The 23043-nt window shown below is 54.3% G+C and carries 8 protein-coding genes; 1 reads left to right on the top strand and 7 read right to left on the bottom strand.

Translation table 11 applies throughout. The features are described from left to right. Positions 1 to 46: 46 nt before the first annotated feature. From EJ361_RS00980 to EJ361_RS00970, 3 genes are all read right to left on the bottom strand, one after another. A complete protein-coding gene (locus EJ361_RS00980) occupies positions 47 to 898 on the bottom strand; it encodes a tyrosine-type recombinase/integrase (protein WP_126243477.1) in 852 nt (283 codons plus the stop codon). Continuing rightward, a complete protein-coding gene (locus EJ361_RS00975) occupies positions 895 to 1749 on the bottom strand; it encodes a tyrosine-type recombinase/integrase (protein ID WP_126243476.1) in 855 nt (284 codons plus the stop codon). The genes EJ361_RS00980 and EJ361_RS00975 overlap by 4 nt, the downstream gene beginning before the upstream one ends. A 175-nt stretch (positions 1750 to 1924) precedes the next feature. After that, on the bottom strand, positions 1925 to 4642 hold the full coding sequence (locus EJ361_RS00970; protein WP_126243475.1) for a CHC2 zinc finger domain-containing protein: 2718 nt from the start codon (positions 4640 to 4642) through the stop codon (positions 1925 to 1927). 157 nt (positions 4643 to 4799) lie between these two features. Between EJ361_RS00970 and EJ361_RS00965 the strand changes: the two genes are divergently transcribed. Next, the gene (locus EJ361_RS00965; protein WP_240646508.1) at positions 4800 to 5129 is read left to right on the top strand and encodes a helix-turn-helix domain-containing protein; all 330 of its coding nucleotides are present in this window, start codon (positions 4800 to 4802) and stop codon (positions 5127 to 5129) included. A gap of 313 nt (positions 5130 to 5442) precedes the next feature. Here EJ361_RS00965 and EJ361_RS00960 read toward each other — a convergent pair whose 3' ends face one another. The 4 genes from EJ361_RS00960 to EJ361_RS00945 are packed head-to-tail and all read right to left on the bottom strand — an operon-like array spanning position 5443 to position 23040. Next, on the bottom strand, positions 5443 to 14481 hold the full coding sequence (locus EJ361_RS00960) for an RHS repeat-associated core domain-containing protein (protein ID WP_126243474.1): 9039 nt from the start codon (positions 14479 to 14481) through the stop codon (positions 5443 to 5445). 12 nt (positions 14482 to 14493) lie between these two features. Then, positions 14494 to 15270, bottom strand: a complete 777-nt coding sequence (locus EJ361_RS00955; RefSeq protein WP_126243473.1) for a hypothetical protein — start codon at positions 15268 to 15270, stop codon at positions 14494 to 14496. Beyond that, positions 15263 to 22555 carry a hypothetical protein gene (locus tag EJ361_RS00950; protein WP_126243472.1) on the bottom strand — a complete coding sequence of 2431 codons (7293 nt, stop codon included), beginning with the start codon at positions 22553 to 22555 and terminating at the stop codon, positions 15263 to 15265. The genes EJ361_RS00955 and EJ361_RS00950 overlap by 8 nt, the downstream gene beginning before the upstream one ends. Further along, complete coding sequence (locus EJ361_RS00945; RefSeq protein WP_126243471.1) at positions 22552 to 23040, bottom strand: hypothetical protein; 489 nt, start codon at positions 23038 to 23040, stop codon at positions 22552 to 22554. Before EJ361_RS00945 ends, EJ361_RS00950 begins: the two co-directional genes overlap by 4 nt. Between the last annotated feature and the right edge of the window lie 3 nt (positions 23041 to 23043).

Below are 23043 nucleotides of genomic sequence, written 5' to 3'. Positions count from 1 at the left end.
GTTAACAATACATAAGGATGAACACCCCGTTCATGCTGTTCATTTTCTATCCCATCGGGTGATAGGCCGCGACCGCTGCCGCCAGCTCCCCTTCGCACGTCTGCCGGTAACGCTCCGTGCTCGATGGGTACTTATGCCCGGCGAACGCCTGCACCGCAGCCAACCCCTCGCCGGCTTTCAGTTTGTTAGCGATCACGCTCTGGCGGATGCGCTGCGCGCTCACCGGATGATGCCGCAGCACATGCTTTACAATATCCTCCCCAGCCATGGGATTCCCCCGCAGCCCCAGCAGCAACCGGTCGCAGGCAGCGCCTTTCAGCAGCCGCGGGCGGATTTCACGGAGGTAGGCGTAGAGCAACAACACCTGCGAGGCCTGTAGGGCAAGCACCCGACCGTTGGTCGATACCGTGCCGGCAGTGCTGACCATCCCGTTCTCCAGGTCGATGTCCGTTACGCGCAGCGCGGCGATTTCAGCGGGCTTTAAGGCCTGGTACACCAAAAGACCTACGAGTACCCGGTCGCGATAATCCAGCGCCGTATAGCGCCCCTTTTGGCCGTTTGCCGGCAATAACGCTTCCAGCTCCGCAGGCGATAGCAGGTCCTGCAACTGGATGTCCCGACTGCGCATATCCCGCAAACGGATCCTTTTTGCCGGGTTGTCCGTGCGCGCACCGCTGGCCACCAGCCAGCCGTAATAAGCCTTTACAGCACATAGCATCCCGTTCAGCGTTGAGGCGTTGCTGTAACGGCTTCGCAACACGCCCAGCCACTGCACCACATCCCCATAACCCGCCGTGGCGGCACCGGGATAGCCCGACAGGTAAGCGGCGATCTCCCGCCCGTAGGCCTCGGCTGTCGATGCTGCGTAACGGGATTGCAGGTAAGCCACCAGTGTCATAAGCCCCCGTTTTGGTAGTGAGCATAAATCTGCGTTGTATCCGCATGGCGGTGCCCTAAAAAGTCACGCACCTGTTCCAGTGCCATGCCCCGCGCCAGCAGGTGCGTAGCAATGGAGTGGCGCAGCCGGTGTGGCGTCACCGGCGCTTCCAATCCCGCACGTTCACCCAACTCCCGCACCAACCGGCAAAGACGATCCCCGGTCATTGCCTGGCCGCGACTGCCTACCAGCAACTGCTGCGATCCGCCCGGCAACCGCACCGATAACCAGCACAGGCAAGCCGACAGGCTTGCAGATGCACGACTGGCCAGTGGCACCACCCGCCGACGGGATCCTTTGCCGCGTCGCACGTACAGCACACCACGCTCCGGCCATACGTCCGCCGCTTCCAGCGCCACCGCCTCACTGCGCCGCAGGCCACAACTGTAGAGCAGGTGCAGCGCCGCATCTTCCCGTTCATGGTAGGCAGCAGCGAACAGCGCAGTGATCTCCGCGACAGACAACGGCAGCCGCTTGCCAGCTCCCAGCCGGGGTAATTGCAACCCGCTCATGGGATGCTGATCGCTGGCACCCATCGCCTGCAGCCAGTCAAAAAACACCCGAAGGCTGTACAAGTAATGATCTACCATCTTGCCGCTCAGCACCCCATCCCCACGCAGCAGCGGCCGCACCTGCAGGTGATCGTAAAACGATACGATGTCGGCCGGCTTCACTTCGCCCGGCTGTAAAGAACGGTAGTCAAAAAAGTGCCGCATGCAATGCGCCAGCATCCGCACACCGCCTGCGCTGTAGCCTACCGCGCACAGGTAATCCCTAAAGCCCGCAAGGGCTCCGGTCGTTTGCTGTTCCATAAATTTTCAGTTTAAAATCAGTTGAAGAGAAAAGAGGTTTTTCACCTCCGGGTAACAAACTTATTTGATAGCGCTATGGTATTTTTTACCTATAGCTACGGCGCTTTTCTATATCTATGCCCTTTTTAAAACAGGCCTTGAACATTTTTCACCGGACACCGGACGCCAGCCTTTTTCAAGCCGTTTCCCGCTCCAGTGACACATCCTGGCGTCCGGTCTGGCGTCCGGCCACTTCCGGACGCTGGCCACATGCAAGTGCCGCCAGTTGCGACTGCAGGTCGGTTTTTAACTGCTCCCGCAACAGCGCATAAGCATCCCAATGCGCGATCCGGTAACGGAAGCCCCGGTTAATATGCCCGTACTGCTGCAGGTAACCCAGCTCTACCAGCCGCGACAAGTACAGGCATTGCTGCGATTTGCCCATCCGCAGGCTGTCGCGGATATCGAAGCGCGTAAACTCCCGGTCGCGGTGAGTTTCGCCCACAAAGGATTTTAGCTGCTCGTAAAACTGCCGAAGACTCCCGTCCAGCTCGTCCACCTTCAGCACGATGCTGTCGAACATGATATCCACCGCCGCAGCAAGATCGCTCACCTCGGCGATCACCCGCCCTTCACGATCGCGCTCCCGCTGGTGCTGGTGCACGAGCGCCACCATCTTCACGAAGCTTAAAAACAGGTCATTGAGCCGCCGCAGTTTGTGCGCCTGTTCAGGGAGACGCAGCTTGCCCGCAAAGGGGTTCACCACGCCCAGCGGCTCCAGCGCCCGCACCAGGTTGCGCACCTGCGCCTTCGCCCGCTCCTCCTCCCCCTGGCTGGCAGCGCCCGCCGCTACCCGGTTCTGGTAAGCCAGTATCTTGCCCGTCTGCGCCGCGCTCTCATCCACTGCCACGAGGAACACCCGGCTCATGTTATCCTCATAGATCTCTCCGCGCGTTGTGCAAGCAAGGCTCCCGATGGGGCCGCGCACTGTTTTCTGGCCGCTCGTGATACGCCCGTCATCCAGCTTGATACTCGTCGCACTGTTCAGCTCCCCGTTGCTCTGCAGTTCCCGCAATGCAAACTCCGCTTCTTCACTGAGGCCGTCGATATCTTCCAGGCACAGCAACCGGTTGACGAAGTAGGTCTCCGGGTAGTTATATAAAACCTTATCGCTTACGCGCGTGAGCCGCGTGACGGATTCCGGCGGCATGCAGTCGCTGATCTGCCGCAGCAGTCGCGTCTTGCCGCTGCCGCTGGAACCCTGTATCAACGCATGTAAGGGCTGCGCCATTTTATGGCTCAGCGCGATCAACAGCAGGAACAGGCGTGGGTTCTCTTCGCCGATAATACCGGTATTTCCCAGCAAGTCATTCAGGCGTTTCAGCAGATCCGGCGCCTGTAAAAAAGACAAGGCAGCACTGCGTTCCGCTGCCGTCAGCGGGTAGCTGGCTACCTGCGGCGCAGCCGCCTTCACCTGCTCGTCGCGGTAAGCGTCCAGCGCATCGGCAAGGCTGCGCAGCTCGTCGGCCATCACCACCGCATCCAGTTCCAGCGCCACGCCCACTTCCCGCGCCAGCCGTTCCACCTGCTTGTCCTCGTACAGGTCCACCTTGTGCCGCCGCTTCAGACCGCTGCCTTTGTGCGCGATAGCCAGCGTCACCTTCAGGCTGTCACCGGTTTTAGGGATACCGCCCTGCACTGTGTACACCGCCGTGGCTGCCGTGTACCGCAGTCGCATATCATCGCGGCTGTCCAGTACGCCGGCAGCCGGATGCGACGGTACAGGTAAAGGGATCGGGGGAGCGTATGCAGTGGGTATTTCAGTTGCTGCTGCAGTTGCAGTTGTGTTTTCAGTTGAAGTAAAAAAGGAAGTGCGTTCGGCGATCAGGTGTTCCAGCACCGCCGGATCATGGCCGGCCGCAAGGCTTGCCAGATCCTCGCCATCGGGAAGCGCGATCACCGACAGGGCAACACCCGGCACCTGGTCACGCAGTTGCAAAGCGTATTTCTCTGTAGCGGCTTTACCCGCTGCATCCCCGTCGAAGGCGAAGATGATTTCGGTGAGGCTGCCCAGGGAAGCCACCGCCTCCCGATGTTCTGGCGTAAAGCCGTTGGTACCATAACAGGCCAGCACGCTGTAATCCCTGCGGATGCTTTCCGTCTGCAGCAGCACCGCCGCGTCGATCACCGATTCGGTCAGGATCAGCCGACGGGTGTCCACTGGCGGGCAACATGGATAAAGGCCGGCGCGATCCTTTAAATAAAAATGCCGCTGGTCGCTGTCGTTGATGATGGATCGGAAGTACAGGCCTTTTATTTCACCGGCTTTACCCCGCAGCGCGAACACCACGCAACCGCGCCCGAACACTTTATACGCCTGGCCGCCTTCCCGCGTGTTCGTGCCCCAGGCCATCAGCAGCCCGGCGGACTCGCAAGCGGCGAGTAATTCATCGTCTTTGCGCCGGCCGTGGTGGAACTGACCGCTATTATACCCTACTTCGATCTGCGTGGCGTCCAGTCCCCGGCTGCGGATGTAATCCTGCGCCGGTTTGCTATTATGTACCGCGTTTTTGAAGTAGGTGAACATCCGGGACAGGATGGCCTCGCGCGGCTGGGCGGTCAGCGGTGCCGCCGCAGGTGCGCCACCGATCAACTCCCGGCAGTACCGGATCGCCTCCCCTTTGCTCACCCCTTCCCTGTGCATCACAAAGTCGATCACGTCCAGTGCCTTGCCGTGCGTTTTGCAGTTGGAAGAAAAACAAAAGCACGTTTGCGTTTTGTAGTACACCTGCAGGCTCGGCGTCTTGTCCGCGTGGAACGGGCAGTGCAGCCGGGCGTGCTTGTCCGGTTTTAACCCGTAGTGCGTAAGCACCTGGGCGAGTGGAAGTGATTGTTTAATCTCGGAGATGTCCATTTGTGGAAAAGATTTTCTTAACCCCTAAATCTGAATGATCCTTCACAAATGTAGCGGATCATTCCGAACCAACCAAGAATTAAGCAAATTGTTTCTGAACTTTCATTCCGTTAATTTTGCTAAACAACACCTTTTTACCACCTAAAACTGAAGTATAGTGAGGACTTTCGGGCAAAAAGTGGCGTACTGCCGCAAAGATAAAAAGATGTCGCAGGCTGACCTGGGCAAGCTCTCCGGCATCAGTGGGGATATTATAGGTAAATATGAACGCGACGAGATGAAGCCATCCATCGACACCGCTAAAAAGCTCTCCGATGCACTCGAGGTATCGCTCGATTACCTCGTGGGGGATGGGGATCTAAAGGTCCTGGACAAAAAGACGCTTCAGCGGTTGGAAGATATTGATAAGCTGCCCGATATCGACAGGCAGAATATTCTTTATACTCTCGACAACCTCATTAAGGCCGCCAAACTGAAGGCCATTTAATTTACAACTTGACTATAAACAAAACGCCGCCCAAACAGGCGGCGTACTTTATCAAATTGTTCATTACTTCTTTTTCCAAAATACCTTATACAAATAGTATTCAAAAAACAAGAATAGCCCTATAAAGCCAAACAGTAAAATGTACCTCATAGCATTGGGCTTATCAAATTCAGGACTATACGAACTATCGTACTTCATTTTATCCGAAGAATCAAAGTAATGGTTTAGTATCAAAGACAGACCAACCATCAACCCTAAAAACAATAGTACTGTAAGGAGTATAAAGATTATTCGTTTATTCATTCCTGCATTTTTAATTTGATTTATTATTCTTTGCTTCTGCCGCTTTGGTTTCCTCGTTATATCGCTCTCTATACAAGGTTCTCAACTGAGACCCCAAGTCTATACCAAGCCTATTCGCCCGCATATCCTGATCATCCCAACCAATATCATCGGTAAACCAACTCGGGATCTCATCCTTAAACACCTCTTTCATCACACCGAGAAAACCAGACATTCTAGCCCCTAATGAAAAAGCCTTATCTGCACTAAACGTAAAATGGAGAAGCTTATCATACCCTGTATTGTCGTTTCTCCGCACTACATTCTCATAGGCATGATACACAGAACTAAACTTCCCCCCGCCAAATCCTTTTTCATTATCCACAAAATTCATTACTGTTGACATTCCGGCCGACATCTTACTAGTATTGGGATACTCAACCAAAGACGGCTTAGCCTGGGCTGTAGCTGTACTAAATAAGAAGCTTCCAAAATCTGCATAATAGGTATCAGGGAATCTACCTCCAAAGTTTTTAAAATCCGACTCTATCTTATTCAACGCTAAGGAGGTTAAAGGATCATTACTACCTCGATCTAAAAATTGATTTACAGTTGACTGAGATGTCTTTCGCCCATTTATATAGTAACTCTGAGACTGATTTACAACTTCTTTATAAATAGGCTGAAAACTCGGCGCAACGCTAGAAGCTGAAGTACTAGTAAAACCCACTTGTACCTTCTCAACCAGATCTTCTGTTTTCTGGAGCGACAAGCTTAGTTTACCGTCTTTGTTCATTGCCAGGCCGTAATAGTAACTCTCTAATCCATCCAGATCAATTGCCTGAACCGGGCTATTGCTTGCAAATTGATACGGCGTAAGCATCGAAAAGCTCTTGGTCAAGGGATCCACACTCAAGAACTTGCCCACTCTAGGATCATAAATCCTCATCCCATAATCCTGCTGCGAGCCTTCTATGCCTTTTACCTCATTATCATTCTCCTTCCCATTAAACCCATACCTATAAGAACTCCCCTCTAAATTAAACATTCTTCCCGGCATTACCATCCCAAAAGGATAGAAATCCGTCATGCTCATCACGGTAGCTTCGCCACTGCCATCGTAGGCCCCCGATACCGTACTCACCACGTTCCCCAGGTGGTTCGTCAGCTCATAGAGCGTTTTACCGTCTTTCCCGTTCCATTTGGAAAGGTAAGATTCACTCCCGGCCACATCCACCGACCAGATCCCCAGCCGGCTGGTGCCATACAAATGCTGCTCCTGCAACGAAGGTGCCGATGCGGCAGACGACTGGCCATACACCGCCAGCGAATTGCCCTGCGCATCGCGGACGTACCAGGTACGCTGCGTCTGCGCATTCTTCAGGATGTCTTTATAGATGCGATTACCGGCAGCGTCGTACCGATACGAAATCAGAGTGCCATCGGTCTTTCGGATGGATGCGATCTTGCCATACACCGTCCATTTGATCTCTTCCACGCCCGACTCACTGTCACGGACAAGGTTGCCGATGCTATCGTAAGCGTATTTGTAAGTGCCGTCGAGGTCGCCTTCATAGCGGCTGGCGACGGGCTGCTCATCCCGCAGTACCTGCAGACGGTTATTCAACAGCTTCTTTGTTCCGTCGGTGTTATAATCGTATTCATATCCATACCGAAGGTCATCCATCGGGGCTTCGGTCATATTGTCCCTGTTGCCATTGCGCTTGTAGGCGAGGATGTTCCCGTTGGCGTCGTATTCGACCGACTCCGCGAAAGGCAGTCCAGCCGCCGCCATGCCCGTGCCCGAATTGGCGTGTTGCTGCATCTGCGTAAGCCGGTTCAGCTGATCGTACCGGTAGGCGTAGCCTTTCGGCGCGCCGTTGTCGAATTTGGACATGGCCAGCGTGGTACGCGCGATGTTCCCGTTAAACAACTGCCGGCCGGGGGCCGCTGCGGTCGTGTAATCCCACTGTAGGTTGAAAACGGGGTCTTCGTTGTTACCCCGGGCTATGGATTTGTAATCTTCGGAGAAATAGTTCAGGGAAAAAGCGTATACGTCTTTCTGGAAGGGCGCGTTCGGCGTGTTTACCACGCCATCCTGACCCATATCGTTGGCGCCCGCCAGCTGCTCGCCGTTAATCGCTTTCAGCCAACCTTGCAGGGTATACGCATAGTCAACACCTTGCACGTTGGTGCCCAGTTCCATACGGGCCAGCGGACCATGTCTGTAATAGTAATACGCCGCTTCCAGCTTGGGGTTGATGACAGACCATCCGTCCGCTCCTCCTGCAGAAACGCCAGAATAAGCCTTCGTTAAGCGGTTTTCTGCATCATAGCGGTAGTCATAATAAAAATAGGAATTCTGATCATGGCGGTATCGTACCGTTCGCACTTTACCACTGGCCAGATCGTAACTATAGTCAATACGTTTGAACTTGAAATCGGGCAACTTGTGCAACAGCGTTTTCACGTTGCCGACCATGTCGTAACTGTAAAACGTGGCCACTGGTTCGCTGGTGGGCGTTTCGTAGATCTTCGTTGCAGACACGCGTTTACGGAGATTTTCCTGTGCGATGTTCGCTTCCACCAATTCGGCGTTCGCGCCCGTGCCGTAGGAGCCGGTAATCACTGTATCGTACTCTGTAACGGTAAAGTAACGGCGGGTCTCCTTTCCTCCGGCGATGAATGCGTTCGTTTCGCCCATTGTCAGGAAGGGCTTGTTCCAACCAATGCCATCCCGCTCCCCTACCTCAATGATCCGGCTCTGCGGATCGTATTCGGTATAACTCAGACGACCCTTCTGGATGGCGTTCCTCGACGCAACGAGCCGGCCAATCCAATCGTACCAGAACTGGCTGGCGCCGCCGTCGGGTGTTTCCTGGGCCACTACGCCGTTGAGCGTATTAAAACTGTATGTGCTGTTGAGCCCATGCTGCGGGTACACTTTCGTATACCGCGATTCCCTACCGGTATTCTCAGATGTCGTTGCGCTGCCCGGCGGGGCGATGTTGAAGCGGCCCCAATGTTCCCTGGGAACGCTGGCCACGCCATTGCTCAGGCCCAGGCAGGCCATGTTGTATTGCGCCAATACCTGCGCCGCGCTCAGCGTAGTGCTATAGCCGCGAACGTGTTTGAGGGTGGATGAGTTCTGCGGCAATTTGGGCTGTCCGTTTTCGAAGTTGATCTCCCAGCTACAGGCAGCCGGTACATCGCTGGTTACGGCCGGGCGCAATTCGCCATTCACGTAAACGGCTAAGGTTCCGTTGTCGAGGCCCATGTTGTTGCCCTGCAACACCACGTGCATCATGGGGCGCATGAGATCTTTATTCATCGACACACGGAAGTATCTCGCGCGCTGAAAATCGATCCCCGGCGCCGTACTGCCCAGTTTGTAAATGTCCACGTCCATGAAATGTTCACCCAGGCATGCATTCACCATATAACCGTCTACTCCTGTTGTCATGAGCACCTGGCCAAGGGGCATCTCGTTATTGTACAGCCACATCTCGATGGCGTGCGTACCGGCATTAAGCGAACTTTGCACGTACTGCTTCGTTAGTCCGATGTCGGTTTCCGTTTCCGGCCCTCCGTAGAAGCAATTCTCCTCTGCCTTGGCTGCTTCTGTCATGGCCGCCATCCCTGCGTCGCTGAGGAGGCGAACACCTTCCGGTGGCACCGTTTTCACGAGGTTGCCAGCCTGATCATAGTAATACAGGGTATAGTGATAAGTACCGGTGGAAGCGTAGGTCACTTTCAGGCCGCCCGCCGCTTTGCCGCAGGCGCTGATATAATCCTGGCGATACTGGCGCTTGACTTCCGCGATGTACTGGTCGTAACTGCGCAAACCGTTGATGGTAGCCGTATGCAGGTGCGCCAGAAGGCAGGCGTACGGATCGGGCGGCGTGCTTTTGAAAGGTGCCGTATTGCACAGGGTGGCGTTTGCGTTGGTGTTTTCCTTCAGTTTGAGATACGCTGTGTATCCCAACCCAAATCCCCATTTATGGTTGAGATAATTGGTGATGATACGCTCGTATTCGGGAAGTCCCGCCGTTAACCCCGGCACTTCCGATTCAACAGCGGCCCATGCCGCGGTCAGTTCTGTTTTGGTGATGCAACCCTTGGAATCGGCGCCCAGGAAGAGCGGCAGTTCCACGTCTTTCTTCAGGATGTATTTACAAGCATCACAGCTCTGCTCGAGGTCTGCCAGTTCCGCCGCCGACATGGTCATCGCTTCGCCGAAGCGGGCGGCCATATATTGGTGGAAGGTTCCCGTTCCCTCGTTGGTGAACGCCTGCTTGTATGCCGCCAGCCGTTTGCAGATTTCCGGGCTTGAATTGCTGATCGTGGTGTTGGCCGCCAGCAATGGCGTATTGTAGGGATATGGCCCGTCGAGCAACCATGGGTTACAATCGGGCGAAAACTGGGTGATGTCGATGATCGTTTTGATAACTTCCCTGAAACTCGATCCGCCACCGGGAATCGTTATCCCGGTAGGCAAGGTGCTCGCGCCGTATGGATGGCTGACATCGACTCCCTTACTGCAAAGTTCGATCAGTTTGTCTTTTAACGCTGCGCGCTTCTGCGCTTTAATAGTACTGTTTGTAAATTTATCAAAACATGGCTCCAGCCGATCCAGCCAAAGGTCTGCCTGGCTGGTGCAGGTCGATTGCTGGTATTGCGCGTACTGTGCCGTTCCTTCCGCCCGCAATTGCTGCTGGTCTAAAGGCGCGTTGAAGTTCACTTCGTTCAGCCGCGATTGCTTGAATTGGAATCCCGGCGGACAAGTACCGCCTCCGCTGCCTCCACCGCCCTCGCCGCCACCAGGCCAGAGTAACATCGTCGTTTCAGGCGGGGTACTCATCAAACCCGCCCCCGAACTTACGCCGTTACACATCACTACCCGTGTATTCTGGAAATAAAAAGTGCTTCCCGAATACCCTCCCGCAGGGCCGAAGCGAACGCATGTGAAATAAACCGTATTGAATTCGGTTGTACCCATCGGGCAACCCACCGAATTCGATACAACGTAGGTTTTGGGATCGAGAGGGTTATCATTTTCGAAGTAGATGCCATTATAGGCAGCGGTATAGGAATAGTCCGCGTCTGGCGTACAGGGCGGAGACACCGCGCAGGTGAACACCCTTGCATTACGGTAATAGTAAGTATTGCCGTTCAGCGTCACCGTAAAACATTCGTACCAGGCCGACGAAGGCGAACCGCACTGCGTGCTGGTTACGCCGGAATTCGGAGCGGTAAATGGCACGATCTCGATCAGATTGGTACTGTTGGAAAACACCAGGTCGTTGGTGCGGCTGGTGGCGGTAAAGCTGCCTGATGAAGCGCATGTCGCTGGCGGACAACTGATCAGCCAGGCGTTTTGAATATACTCTAAAATGCCATTGTACTGAATTGTCAGGCAGTTGTAGTAAGCGGTGTCTGCGCCTGTGCAATAGTTAGCCAGGTTAGGCAACGAATCCCGAAGCCCACGCTGGATGAAGTATTGTCTGAATGCATTGCCCGAACTAACGCCGTCCCATGTATTGTAACCGGTTTTCCGGCCGGAAGTACCCAAATCTAATGTGTAAGCAGTACCGTTACAAGGCATGGCGCCACTGTTGGGATATTGGCAAGACACGGCCTTCACGCGAATATCCGTTCCCGGCACCGTAGCCGGGATGTAAAACGAATCGATCCACTGCCCGGGCACGAACGACCTGGACAGGATCAATCCCGGAGTACCGAGGTATTGGTCGGGATAGTACAGGTTGACGGTGGTGGAATACACCATCGGCCCACCTTCATGCCGGATTGTCACGCGGCGGCCGGAACTGAAAACCGAATCGGCTACCACCGTAAACGCTTCCGCAACAGGACAGCCGCCGGGAGAAACCGAGATCGGCTGCCCTACCTTACATGCGACCTTACAGTCTACCGAGTCGCGCAACTGCTGGTAGTATTGCTGCTTCAGCTCGAAGTAAGCCTTCTTATACATCTGCCACTCCCGGTCGGGCACGCGGCAATTGGCCGGTGGGGCGCACTCCGTCCATATTTTGATGTCGAATGTGGCATAGGGGTCGGCAGGCTTATCGTCTGAGCAATACAGCATATAATCTATGTACGCTCCAAGGTGTTTGGTGGCAGCCTGGTTGATTTTTTTGACGTTGAGGGAGTAACTGGCCAGATCGTTCACGAATGCGGCCTTGTAGTCCGCGCCACGCGCTCCGTTCGCGAAAAACGGATCGATGTTGGCCAGCCAGGTGCCATTGGCTGTAGAGAAAGGCGCAGGCAGGGAGAATTCAGAAAAATCTGCCGTCGTTTCCACCATACTGCCGATACGTTCGTCCCATTGCAGGTAAACCCTATTGCTATCACAAGCGCGCAACCCGCAGTATTCCGGATGAAAATTGAGGAACTTGTCTGCATAAGCCGGTTTCCAATGCCTGTACAGCAATTTCAACGAGAATCTCGTGTCGTTGATCGACATGGAATCGCCGTTTTCCAACTGCACCATATACTGCGAATAACCCGGTTCATCTTCGGCTTTAACAGGCCAAACCGTGCGCCAATTGAGCGCCAGCACGTTCATATCCGGCTCCAGCGGCAGCGAGTCTGCCGTCAGGAGCGCATACTGGCCGCCGGGGCTCACGTCCATGCGCATTCTTTTGCGCAGGTCTTCGCAGGGATCGTCCCCACAGGTTTGCCGGGCCGTAGTACAGGTGGCGCTCAGCGCATCGAAGCGGCCGCCGGCCCAGGCATCGATCTGGGCGCCGTTGGTAGTAAGGTTTGCGCCTAACGACGCCATTTTATCACGGACGCGCTGGATGAAGCCGGTCCGGGTACCCAACGCCGTTTTACAGGTCCTGCAATCGCTGAAGCATCCAGCCAAATCAAGCGAATCCAGTTCTTTCTGTATAAAATCGAACTGCTTGCCGAGCGTACTGTTGATATCGACGAACTGGTCGGCCTTCTGCCGGATGAGGGCTTCCTTCATCCGGATTTCCATCGTGATGTAGTAAGCACCTGCCTTAGTGAAGTTCAGGGTAAATTCCTTATCGAGGTCCGCCGGTTGTACGGAACAGGTGAGCGAAGGCGCAGTGCCGGCCACGGAGTATTCTTTCGTGCGGGTAGCTTTTTGCGCATCGTCCAGACAATCGTCGAAAACGGTCACCACTACTTCGTACGCGCATTCCGAGCAAATATTGACGCTCCCGTTGGTGTACTTCGAAACCAATTTGGGGACATTCAGCCGGAATTTCATTTCCCCCGCCTGTTCCGCAATATAGGTCTGGTTAGCCGTCAGTTGCAGCCGTGAGGCCTCAAAAGAAAAATCTTCGGGGGAAAAAACGGTATTCGTCCGCTCCACGGAATCGGGCCTGGAAGCAAGGGCATCCAGGTTTTCAGGGTTTTTACCGCTCAACGCGGTGGCGATCGTTTTGCCCGACAAGTTGAGGTAAGAAACGCTGATCTGTCCGTTAGGATCGATCACCGTATTCTTCGAGTAATGGGAAGCTTGCCCCACGTCGTTACCGAACATCCTGAACAACTCTTCCTTTGACGGTTTGCTGTAAAAGTACCTGGTGGAATGCATGTTTGCTACCGAAGGGTCGCGATTGGGCTGGAATTGTTTTCCAACACCCCCCTGCGAAGAAATCCGTCCTGTGTTATCATTCGTATAGAATTGTGCACTGAAAGGAAACCCTTCCGCATCGGGCACGAACTTGTGATTGCCCTGCGTGCGGTAATCGTTCAACGGTGAATAATACCTGCCCGCTCCATCTTGTGTTCCCAGCGGCTGGAAAACAAAGTCGCAATTCAGGCCCGGCGCGCCCACGTGCTGGAAGTTCAATGCCGTACCGTTGCCCAACTTGTTCAATTGCGGATAAAAGTCTAACGCGTCCCGCCCGAAAAGAGGCGCCGGCAGAATATTCACCGCCGCCCGGCCGTATTCGTCATAAATAGTGGATTGCGCGATGGCCGTCACGTCTGCCGTTCCCGATACCACGTTCCCGTTGTTCAGGAGCGTGACGGTCTGCCTGTTTTTGAGGGATTTATCGAAATAAGACACCACTTCCTTCCGCTTCCCTTCCTCCGCGTACGTAGCGTTGTACTGCCAGTTAAGGTCTGCATGGTGCCAGGTGTTCGTCAGTTCAATGACGCCCTTGACCGGTGTGGCGCTACCGCCCGACGCGGTAAAAGACATATCGTATACCCAGGGTTCCTCTTCGCGGAGCCCGGTAACGGCGTTCACGGCCACTTCCCGGACGCGCACGAGCAGGAACCTGGAGAAATGGACGAGGTTGATATTATACCCCTGCTCGTCGAGCGTAACGCGGGTAGCGTTGTTACGGAAGAATTTATGCAAAAATGCCGGTGTCCGCTGGTTGGCCGGGGTATTTTGCAAAAGGGTGCCCAAAGCGGAAGTTTCGTCGATGAAGGTCCACTCCAGATCGTAATGCTCCGCGCCCGGAGGGGCCGTCCAGTTCAACAACACCCGGTTCACCTGTCCTGATTCTGCGGCAAACACGCCAACCGGCGCCGCATTGGCGTCGCGGATGTAGCTCCTGTCCACAAACACCTGGCTCGTAAGCGTGAAAATCTCCGGCAACACCGCCCCCAGTTCCGCGCTGGAAATACTGTTTACCGTTATTTTTACTTTATGCCCGTTCTGGAAACGGTATACGTCCTGCGACGCATAGGCAGCACCTTGCGCGTGATCGTAATTGACCGTCAGCTTCACGTGGTCCTGGACGATGGGGTCTGCCTGGTTAGGCTGGCTCCAGTATTCCACCTTCAAATCCACCTCGGCAGTAAAAGACTTGCCCAACGCATGCAGCTGCGACCGGATCAGCGAAAAGGTGATCTCGTTGGAGACTTTGTGGTTGCTGATGAGACTCCAGTTCCAGACGGGGTTCTGGAATTTCTCGTCTTTCAGCAGCAATGTATCTCCCTGGCTGATCCGGCCGGTCAACTGTTGTTGATAGGGTTCCACGGCCGCGAAACACGGCATGGACTGCGCCAGCAAACTGGCGAGCAGGCAAAGTATAAAGGATAAACGGGCGATCGTTCGCATAAGATGCTGGAGTTATCGGGTCACAATTAATGCATAGTCTTTCACGGCGTCCTGGGCTACGAAAGCGCCATTCCGCATCTGCAGTTTTCCGGAAATATCGAACAGCGCTGCCGGTGGCGGGCCTACGGTCCAGCGGCTGGCCGTGGCGTTAACGGTCTTGTCTTTGGCGTTGTTCAGCGGATCATTGAAATCGGTGAGGCGGGAATAGCTTTCGCGGATAAACCCGTCCTTATCGAAGCCTACGCGGTACACCTTGCAGGTGATATGGTTCGGGCGGTCCAGCTCGATCCACGTTAATCCGCCGGCCTCTTTTTTCGAAACGGCATACCCCTCCCCTGTCAGGAAATTGGCCATCTGTTTAGAATCGGGAAATACGGCCGGCGGGGTATTACCAGGCGGGGAAATGAATATTTTCTTCACGTAGTGATCGATGGTGATATTGCCCTCCGGCACGCAAAACGTTTCCTGCTGGCCGATCTTGTAGTATACCATTTCACCCAGCCGGGCGTAGTGGTATTGCTGCATTACATTGCCGGCGGAGTCAGAGGGGTCGGTGGTGGACACGGTGCCCAAAACTTCAAAATCGGTCACACTGTCGAGCCGGTGGAACAGGCGGCTCATTTCTTCGAGCGCCTCCAGTTCTCCCGGTGCCACAGGCGCGGCTTCGGCATCCGGCTTTACAGGCGCTGCAGGCGCCGCCGTCCATTTACGGATCACCGGCATCGCCGTTACAATTCCGGCGGAAATGACGATGATCGCGGCTGCGAAAAAGGTGATACGCTTATTCATTGATATTCCTTTTTATATAGGTGGATCGGCTTTCCTTCAATGTCAGAATGCCTTTTTCGGTTTCTTTTTTGACGCGGATGAGGCGGCCCTGCTCGTCGTACTCATAGAAAGTAGCGAAGTTGTTGGCGTCGAGCTCGGCCATGAGGCGAAGGGTTTTGTCGTCGTACGCATACGTCACCGCCTGCCCGTCTTTCGGGAAGATGCGGATATCGTCTATCAACGTGGTGGTACCGCCGCTGATCACCAGTTCCATCGGCTGCATGCCAGTACTGCCAAAGACTGATTTTTTAAAGGTGTATTCCGCCAGTTTCCAGCCTTCCACGTTTGCCTTCCAGGTGCCGGGGAGATTGGCGCCATCTACCGAGATCTGGATGGGCAGGTCTTTGGTGCGCGGCTGGTTGTCTTTCATCCAGATGGAAACGATATATTCCTTTTCCGGAACGGGATTAAAACCGAACAGCTGTAGTTCTTTGACGGGGGCACGCTCGTACTCACCTTTGGCGTTGCGCGCAAGGTATTTGCCGGGGCCGTGGGTGGCGGTAAAAGCGTGCATCGTCAACTTCACCGGACTGGCGAGCTTAAGGCTGTAGTTGCCGGAATGCGCGTCGTCGGCATTGAGCCATTGCGTGAAATTTCCGTCTACGATCCGCCTGATATCGAAGCCGTCCATGATGCAGGGCGTGAAGCCTGAGCATTTGCGGTTGAAATAATAATCTTCGAAGCCCTCGGCATACAATTCCCTGCTTTGCGCATTGGAGCCTACTATCAGCGGCAATGCGCCGTTGAAGCCGAAGCGCGTGCCCGAATATTGCTTGAGCGCATTCATGTTCTCCAGCTCCTGGGAATAGGTGTCGTAAGCGGTGATCCAGCGCGCGGTGGTCCAGTCTATGTCGGTCGACTGCTCCCAACGCTGATTGCCGGGCGACCATTGCCAGAACGGCCTGAATCTCGCGTAGCTGCCGCCCTTGCGGATCACGTCCACCGACTCTTTCGGCGTAGCCTTCCGGTTGGTGAGGAACACTTTGTCTTCCGAAGGGAGCCAATTGCCGAGGTGGCCCGTGACGTAAGGATTGATGGCTTCAGACAGTTTGATGGTAGCGCATGCCGCACTGGCGTCTTCTTCACATAAGTTGAAGTGTATGTTTGGATTGCAGGAATACCTTTGTTGCAGCGGTACATTTCCAGCTCCCTTGACCGAAAGGTTGTAAGGAATGGTTGCCCCTGTATACAGATCGCTCATTTTGAAAACGATATTCGGAATGCCCGCCAGTGGCAGGCTCACCAATTCGTTCTTCGTGTTTTTATATATTTCAAAAGAAAAATTGTTCCAGGTAAAATTGCCGACATCTGCTATGATCCTGATGTTATTCTTTCCCTGGACCACCGGGATCTTGACCACCTGCCAATACACGGAGTCGCGCGTTGGGGCTGGCCAGGAATCCTGGTACCAGTCGCCCGAATACCCGAAAAATGGCGACCCATTGACCTGGAATCTCATCCCCCAGTTCGAGCTAAATCCGGCATAATAAGCGCCAGCCTCCGGTAAATTGATGCAGAAACTCATCTCTACAGCCCCCCCGTTTTCCACGGCAGTATTAGGCCAGACACCCGTGGGGCCTATCCTGCTTGTATGCGGTGCCGTATTCCTTATACCAAAAAATTCATTCTGACCGTTCGTTTCATAGTTGTCCGGAAACAGGTTATTATCCCAAATTTTCGCTCCGGCAAATACCATATGCACGGGAGTGGCCTGGTAAGCCTTGGCGGCGATCGCGAGCGAGAGATTTTTAGCTACCGGCTTAATGCAGTTCAACCCATCATCGCTCCGCACATAACCTGCCGGGCATTCGCCCACCGGTGTGGAGTTGCAATAGGGCAACAGTCCGTCCATCTGGTAATCCGGTGGCCCGTCACCGGCCGCACAGCGATACAGGGATTTAAGAACGTTAAACTGAGCGTCATAGTTAAAAGATTCATATGGCCCTTCTGAAATTGCACGGTGCGAGTCGAAAATCACATCGATGACACCTTCCACTCCCGACAACAGCTCTTCACGGGAATTATTATAAATCTCGAAAGCAGCGCCATATTTCCCAACATTATTGTAAGTCATGATCTCGATATCGTTATACCCTTCATGCAGGTAAATCTTTCTCATATTCCAGGAAGTATAGGCAGAAGGAACGGCAAGCGCATACACTTCCCCACCGTTAATATAAACGCGTATCTGGTCGTCGCCGCCAAAACCGATCCAGTAATCCTTAGCTTCTTCTATATAAAGTTTCCGCTTGAGGATGTTCCATACATCATTGTCTCCTCGATTGCTCCAGATGGCGTTTCGGGTGAAGCGCCCTCCGCCTGCGCTCGACCAGAATCCCGTGTCGCGCTCGGCATAGAAGTTTGCGTCATAAAACTCCGTTTTCTTGGCATAAATTTCCTCGAAGGTTTTCACCTGTTCGGTGGCGTTATAATAGCCCACATTGCTTTCGCTTCTCCGGGCTGGTTCCAGGCACCGCGTACCATCTTCGCTCAATACCCAGCCCTCGGGGCAGGCATAGCTCTTGCACGACGGCGGTTGGCCCCAATCTTCCGCATATAGCGTAGCCCTGGCATCCAGCGCCAGCAGGTTAGTGAGGTCTTCATTTTCCGGAAAGTTCAGCCGTGTATCGGTAAACGGCTTGTTGAGGCTGGTGATGGTACCGGCCACAGCACCCAGCAGATTCCTGTTGCCGGAGCGGATGATCTTGAAATCGCCCGACATACTTTTCACGATCACGCCCTGCTTATTGATCAGCCGCACGGGGCATGGATCGCTGGGCACGTTGGACGCGATGGCCCAGTATCTTTGTTTGAGCCCACGCAGATTGATCATTTCATCGCCTGGCGCGAGGAAGCTGCGGTATTTGGTATCGATCAGCCCGTCTTTATCAACCGCCATTCCTTTCAGCAACAAATCGGCAGTTTTGTACGCATGTCCCATCTGCTTATAAATCCAGTAAGCGGGCAGCGAAACGGAATACACCGGGTCGTTGAACTCGTTTTCCGTGGCTGTAACCACCGGCACACCGGTATTCTTATCGAACAGGAGGTTATAGGATGTAATTTCCGATCCGTCTACTTTTTTCACGATTTTTTGCGGCACCCCGAAATACTGGACCGTTTTCACGACCGACGCCGAGCGGAACAGCCGGTAATCCGAGTTGGAGGTGATGGGGAAGTGCGGAACGGGAACGATGAACCAGAGGATGGGGATCACGTCGGCACCCACGTTCACGGCGAGGCCGGAGTTTTTGGTCTCCCCTTCCCGCATGTCTACGATCATATCCAGCTCCCGGGAAATGACCTGGTTTTTGGTGACCACGCCCCGCTCGTCTACCACATCCACCTTGTTCAGGAGCCGCCTTTCGCCGCCGCGCTCTTCCGAATTGTAATGGTACTCGGTGGCCGAGATCTCTTTCCGCTGCTGGTTAAATACACGTTCCGCCTTCGGTTTGCCGTGCATATCGTTGAGCCGGATCACGTATCCCTGCGACATGGTGAGCTCATACACGCTCTTGCTCCCGAAAAACGAGGCCAGCGCCGGGCGTTGCTTTTCCGACCGGTCGAGCGCCGTGGTGGTCACTTCCGTCGGGAAGTCTTTGGCGGTATAGAATTCATGTTGCAGGTAACCCGTCTGGCTGACGGGCGCCGTTTCCCGGCCCGAGCGGTTTTGCACTTTTACTTCGCTGTAGCCCACGACCGGTGACGGGAAGAGGCTTTCGCCGAAGGGTTCTTCCAGGTAATATTCATTGTTGAGCGCCTTCCGGTTCACCTGCGTGTAGGGGTCCGGCAGGCGCCAGGGGTTCTCGTCGCCGCCCAGCGAAGGCTCGTAGCTGGCCACGCCGGAACTCACTTCGTTGCCGTCTGGCCCCAGGGTGGTGTAGGTGTATTGCTGGATCGATTGTTCTTCCGGCCCGCTATCCCACACCTCGCGGGTGGTGAGGGTTTTCACGCGGGCGCCGCCGCCCTGCTTTTCCGCCGTCGCTACGCGGAAAAAGCTGCGCTCCAATTTGATTTTGTTCGCAAACCGTTTGCGGACGCTTTTTTCGTTGAAGTCTTCTTTCAGTTCGCGCAGGTTGCCGATGGCGTTGGTCAGGGCCGATAACGCGGCGCTGATGGGCTGATCGTCCGGGATTTTGTTCTTGTATCCAGGATAGGCATACTTTGGATAATCGAGCCGCATGCGTTGCCAGGCGGCCACTACAAAGGGATTGTATTCTTTCCCCGCTACCTGCGTGCCCGAAAAAGTCACCCTGATCTTGTTGTCTGCGACCGTCTGCACGCCCGTTACCTCAGCGTAACAGGGTACCCAGTCGAAATGCTTGAGGACGTCACTGTGTGGCTCGTCTGTCAGGTTCACGAACACTTTTCCATAGAGGTATTTTCCACCGTTGAGGTATTTTTCCCGGAAGGATGCGAGATCTGTAGCGCCGGCGGTGTTATTCATAACGAGCTGCTTCATCTCGATAAGGTCCGTCGTTTCTGCGTTGTCGCCGTCCAGCATTTGCGTCCAGGTCCGCATTTCCATGGCCTGCCTGTTTTGCACAAAGCGGTAGGAATCGGATTCGTATTCGATCTCGATCTTTCCCCCCGTTGGCAATTCTATTTCGGACAACTGGTGAAGCCCGGGAAGAATGTTGCGGGTATACGGGAATTCGTCGTTGAGCATCCCGTCGGGGTTTCCTTCTTTTTTCTTGTAAGTCCCCCAGCGGTCGGCCGCCTGTATCTCATAACCGCTTTTCCCGTCTATTGTGGCGTTGTATTTGAATTTGTAAGGAAAATTCTCGCCCATTTTGGATGATCCGTAAGTGAAGTGAACGGATTTCAACGTCAGTTTTCCCGTGCCGCCGATACCGGTATGGTTCGGCACGCCAGGGCAAAGGCTGTAATCATGATCGAGGTAAACCGTTTTGATGGGCGTATTGAGGTCGCTTTTGCTGTACAGGCGGATCTCCTTGAGCACGCGTTGTTTTGCGTCCGTTTTTTTGTCGCCGTCCATACCGCTTACGCCCAGCGCGTCTTCCCGGTCTTTGGTGATGAAATAAGCGATTTTCGTTTTGGTTTCAATGGAATGGAGATACCAAAGTTCTTTCTGGCCATATACAATGCTGGCTTTGTCATCGTCGGGATCGGCCAGGTTTCCCTGGTTCAGGGTCGCCATCTTTGAAGTAGATGCCATGGGCGACCGCCAGTTGAAATTGTCCGTCAAACGGGTGTAGTTGAACTTCACGGCCGTTCCCCGGTCATCTTCCGTAATGCCGTCGTTGGTAACGTCCACATAATCCGGCGACAGGATGGCCGATAACAGATACGACGTCGCATAAGCGGGTTGCCTCTGTTCGTTATAATATTCATCCGTCCCGGGATGCTTGTGTTTGATCTGTCCTGCGGCGTCTTTCACATAAGGCACGAGGTTATTTGTTCTGGAGGTAACCGGTTGCCCGTTGGCCTGCTTGTATGCGAAAGAAATTTCCTGCTGGAAGTTGTTGTAGACCGGCACATCATACACCAACCGCTTCCCGTCGTTACCCAGCACGCTGATCTCCGAGATATGATGCCCAAGGCGGTAGTTGTTGTCTACCCTGTCTATCTGAGAAAACGGTTGGTTGCACGCGGCCTGAGCGGAAAAAGTATTGACGTCGAGCAGTGGATAATTGGGGATTTTAATATTCATCCCTCCTTTTGACGCCTGGCTGGCGGTGAGGTATTGGATCGTATTGTTGCGAATCTGGCGGCCGGGGCGTTTATATTGACCGTCGGGCACAAGGGAGTTATCCGATTTCTGCAATCTGCTACCGGCGGATTTCTGGTAGACCGGCACGCGCACAGGCTCTTCTCCGTTGATCCTGCTGGCAAAGGTTTCGTTTTCCATCGTGTTTTCGCCGATGGATTTGAAATAGGCCTGCTCTTCGTCTACCGTCGCAGGCGCAGGAAAGTCACCATTGGCGAGGAATCCGTTGTCGTTTTCCCATTTCTGCGAAATATCTTCCACCTGCTGGTTGTACCGCGACACGCCGCCGTGGAAAAGTGCGCCAATTCCAAAGTCCGACCCGAATGAGGAATTGCGGGAGTCGTCTATTTTCCGGTTGTTGAAGAAAACACCCGAGCCGCCATTGTACACCTTGAACTGTCCGCCGCCGGCCTGGCTGCTGTAGGTAAAGTTATCCGGAGTAGCCACTGGCAGCGCGATGTGCTGCATATCGGGCACAACGATGTTATCCTTTTCCCGCATAAAATCCATCAGTGCTTCCCCGTTGTTTTTTGCATTGGCGCCATACAGCGATCCGTATGCCATGTGGGCCATGACCGGCTGCTTTACCTCGCGGGAGCTGCGGTAGCCTGAGAACCCCGCTCCCAGGCTCACCAGGTATGCGGTGACGCCAAGGTCTACGGAAAAAGTATGGCTGGCGCTCTTGAAAGGGATCTGGGCGGACGGATAGAAAACCGGTGTATTCAGCTCGAAAGTAGCCGAAGAACTGAGGCCCGCCTTGCCGGAGGTGTTGCCGTAAGACACGCCGAGCGTCAGCGATTTCATGCCTTCCCGGCTATTGTAGCTTTGAGAAATATTGGCCCCGATCGAATTGCTGCCGTAATCGTTCATCTTCGACCCGATCGACAACGACGCCCCCAGTGTTTTGGATACGCCGGAAGCTGTATTGGAGCTCACGTCAGACCGCAGGCCGACCGTCAGCGAACCTGCGTTGGAGGAGGATAGCGACAAACCCGCGTTGTAGCCATATCCCGCTTCAGCGCCATATCCCGTATAGTTATCGTAAAATAATCCTGCAGATACCGAACCACCCACCTTCAACACTTCCCACCCCGTCAACTCCAACCTGCCGGATACTTTAGCGCCGGTGGTGACTTTCTTCTTCATGTGATATTTCGTCGTTACCCTGTCTCCGTTATGATCGTCAGGTACGCCGCGCAGTTGCCGGTTAACAGCGCCCACATTAAGGTTCCAGCCCAAGCCTACCCACGAGGCTTCGTCTTCCATGCCTGCGCCCTGCGCATAAGAAAGGTTCACCGGGTAACCATCCACATCCAGTAGCGGCAGGTTATATTTGAAATCTCCCGTAAACAGGTCCACCATATCACTCATACCCGCCGGCTGGAACTGCGTCATTTCAGGCTGGGCAGGGCCGCTCGTCAATGCCAGTCCTTTTAACGGCAGCAAAGTCTCCAGCGTCATGAGGCCCAGAAAGAAAACGGCGATACTCTTCTTGGTTGCGGCTTTTCTTATCATATCCTGGTGTTGATTGAGTCGAGTTGATAAATGGATGGAACGTTCAGCGGGAAGTACAGGTCTCGCTGCGAAAACAGCCAGTCCCTGAACCGGAGCTGCACCATACCTGGCCGGCGAAGCGGCGCGCGGTCGAACGTCATGAGGTATTCCGCTCCGCTGGTTTGTCCGTTCGCCACACGTACTACCATCAACGGCGCCAGCGTATCTCCTGAAGCGATCAACTGGAAAAGGCTGTCGGTACCATAACTGAAACGGGGATCGTTCAATTCCTTCTGCGGCAGTTTGCTGATATGCTCCACGTACAGCACGAGCGTCCAGGCGCTGGTATCCCTGTTTTGGGCAGGCAGGTATTTCAGGCGCATGTTCCAGCTGCCGGCGCGCTTTTCATCCAGCAGCGACAGTTCTTTCATTCTTTCCACCCTTTGTTTTCGGGTATTGCAGGCTATCATCACCACTCCGGCAAGGAGCATCAGGACCATTCGCATGGG

The organism is Chitinophaga rhizosphaerae, from assembly GCF_003958645.1.
Classification (GTDB): Bacteria; Bacteroidota; Bacteroidia; order Chitinophagales; family Chitinophagaceae; genus Chitinophaga; species Chitinophaga rhizosphaerae.
The sequence above is the reverse complement of the archived record's forward strand: the minus strand, read 5'-3'. Positions and strand labels throughout refer to the sequence as shown.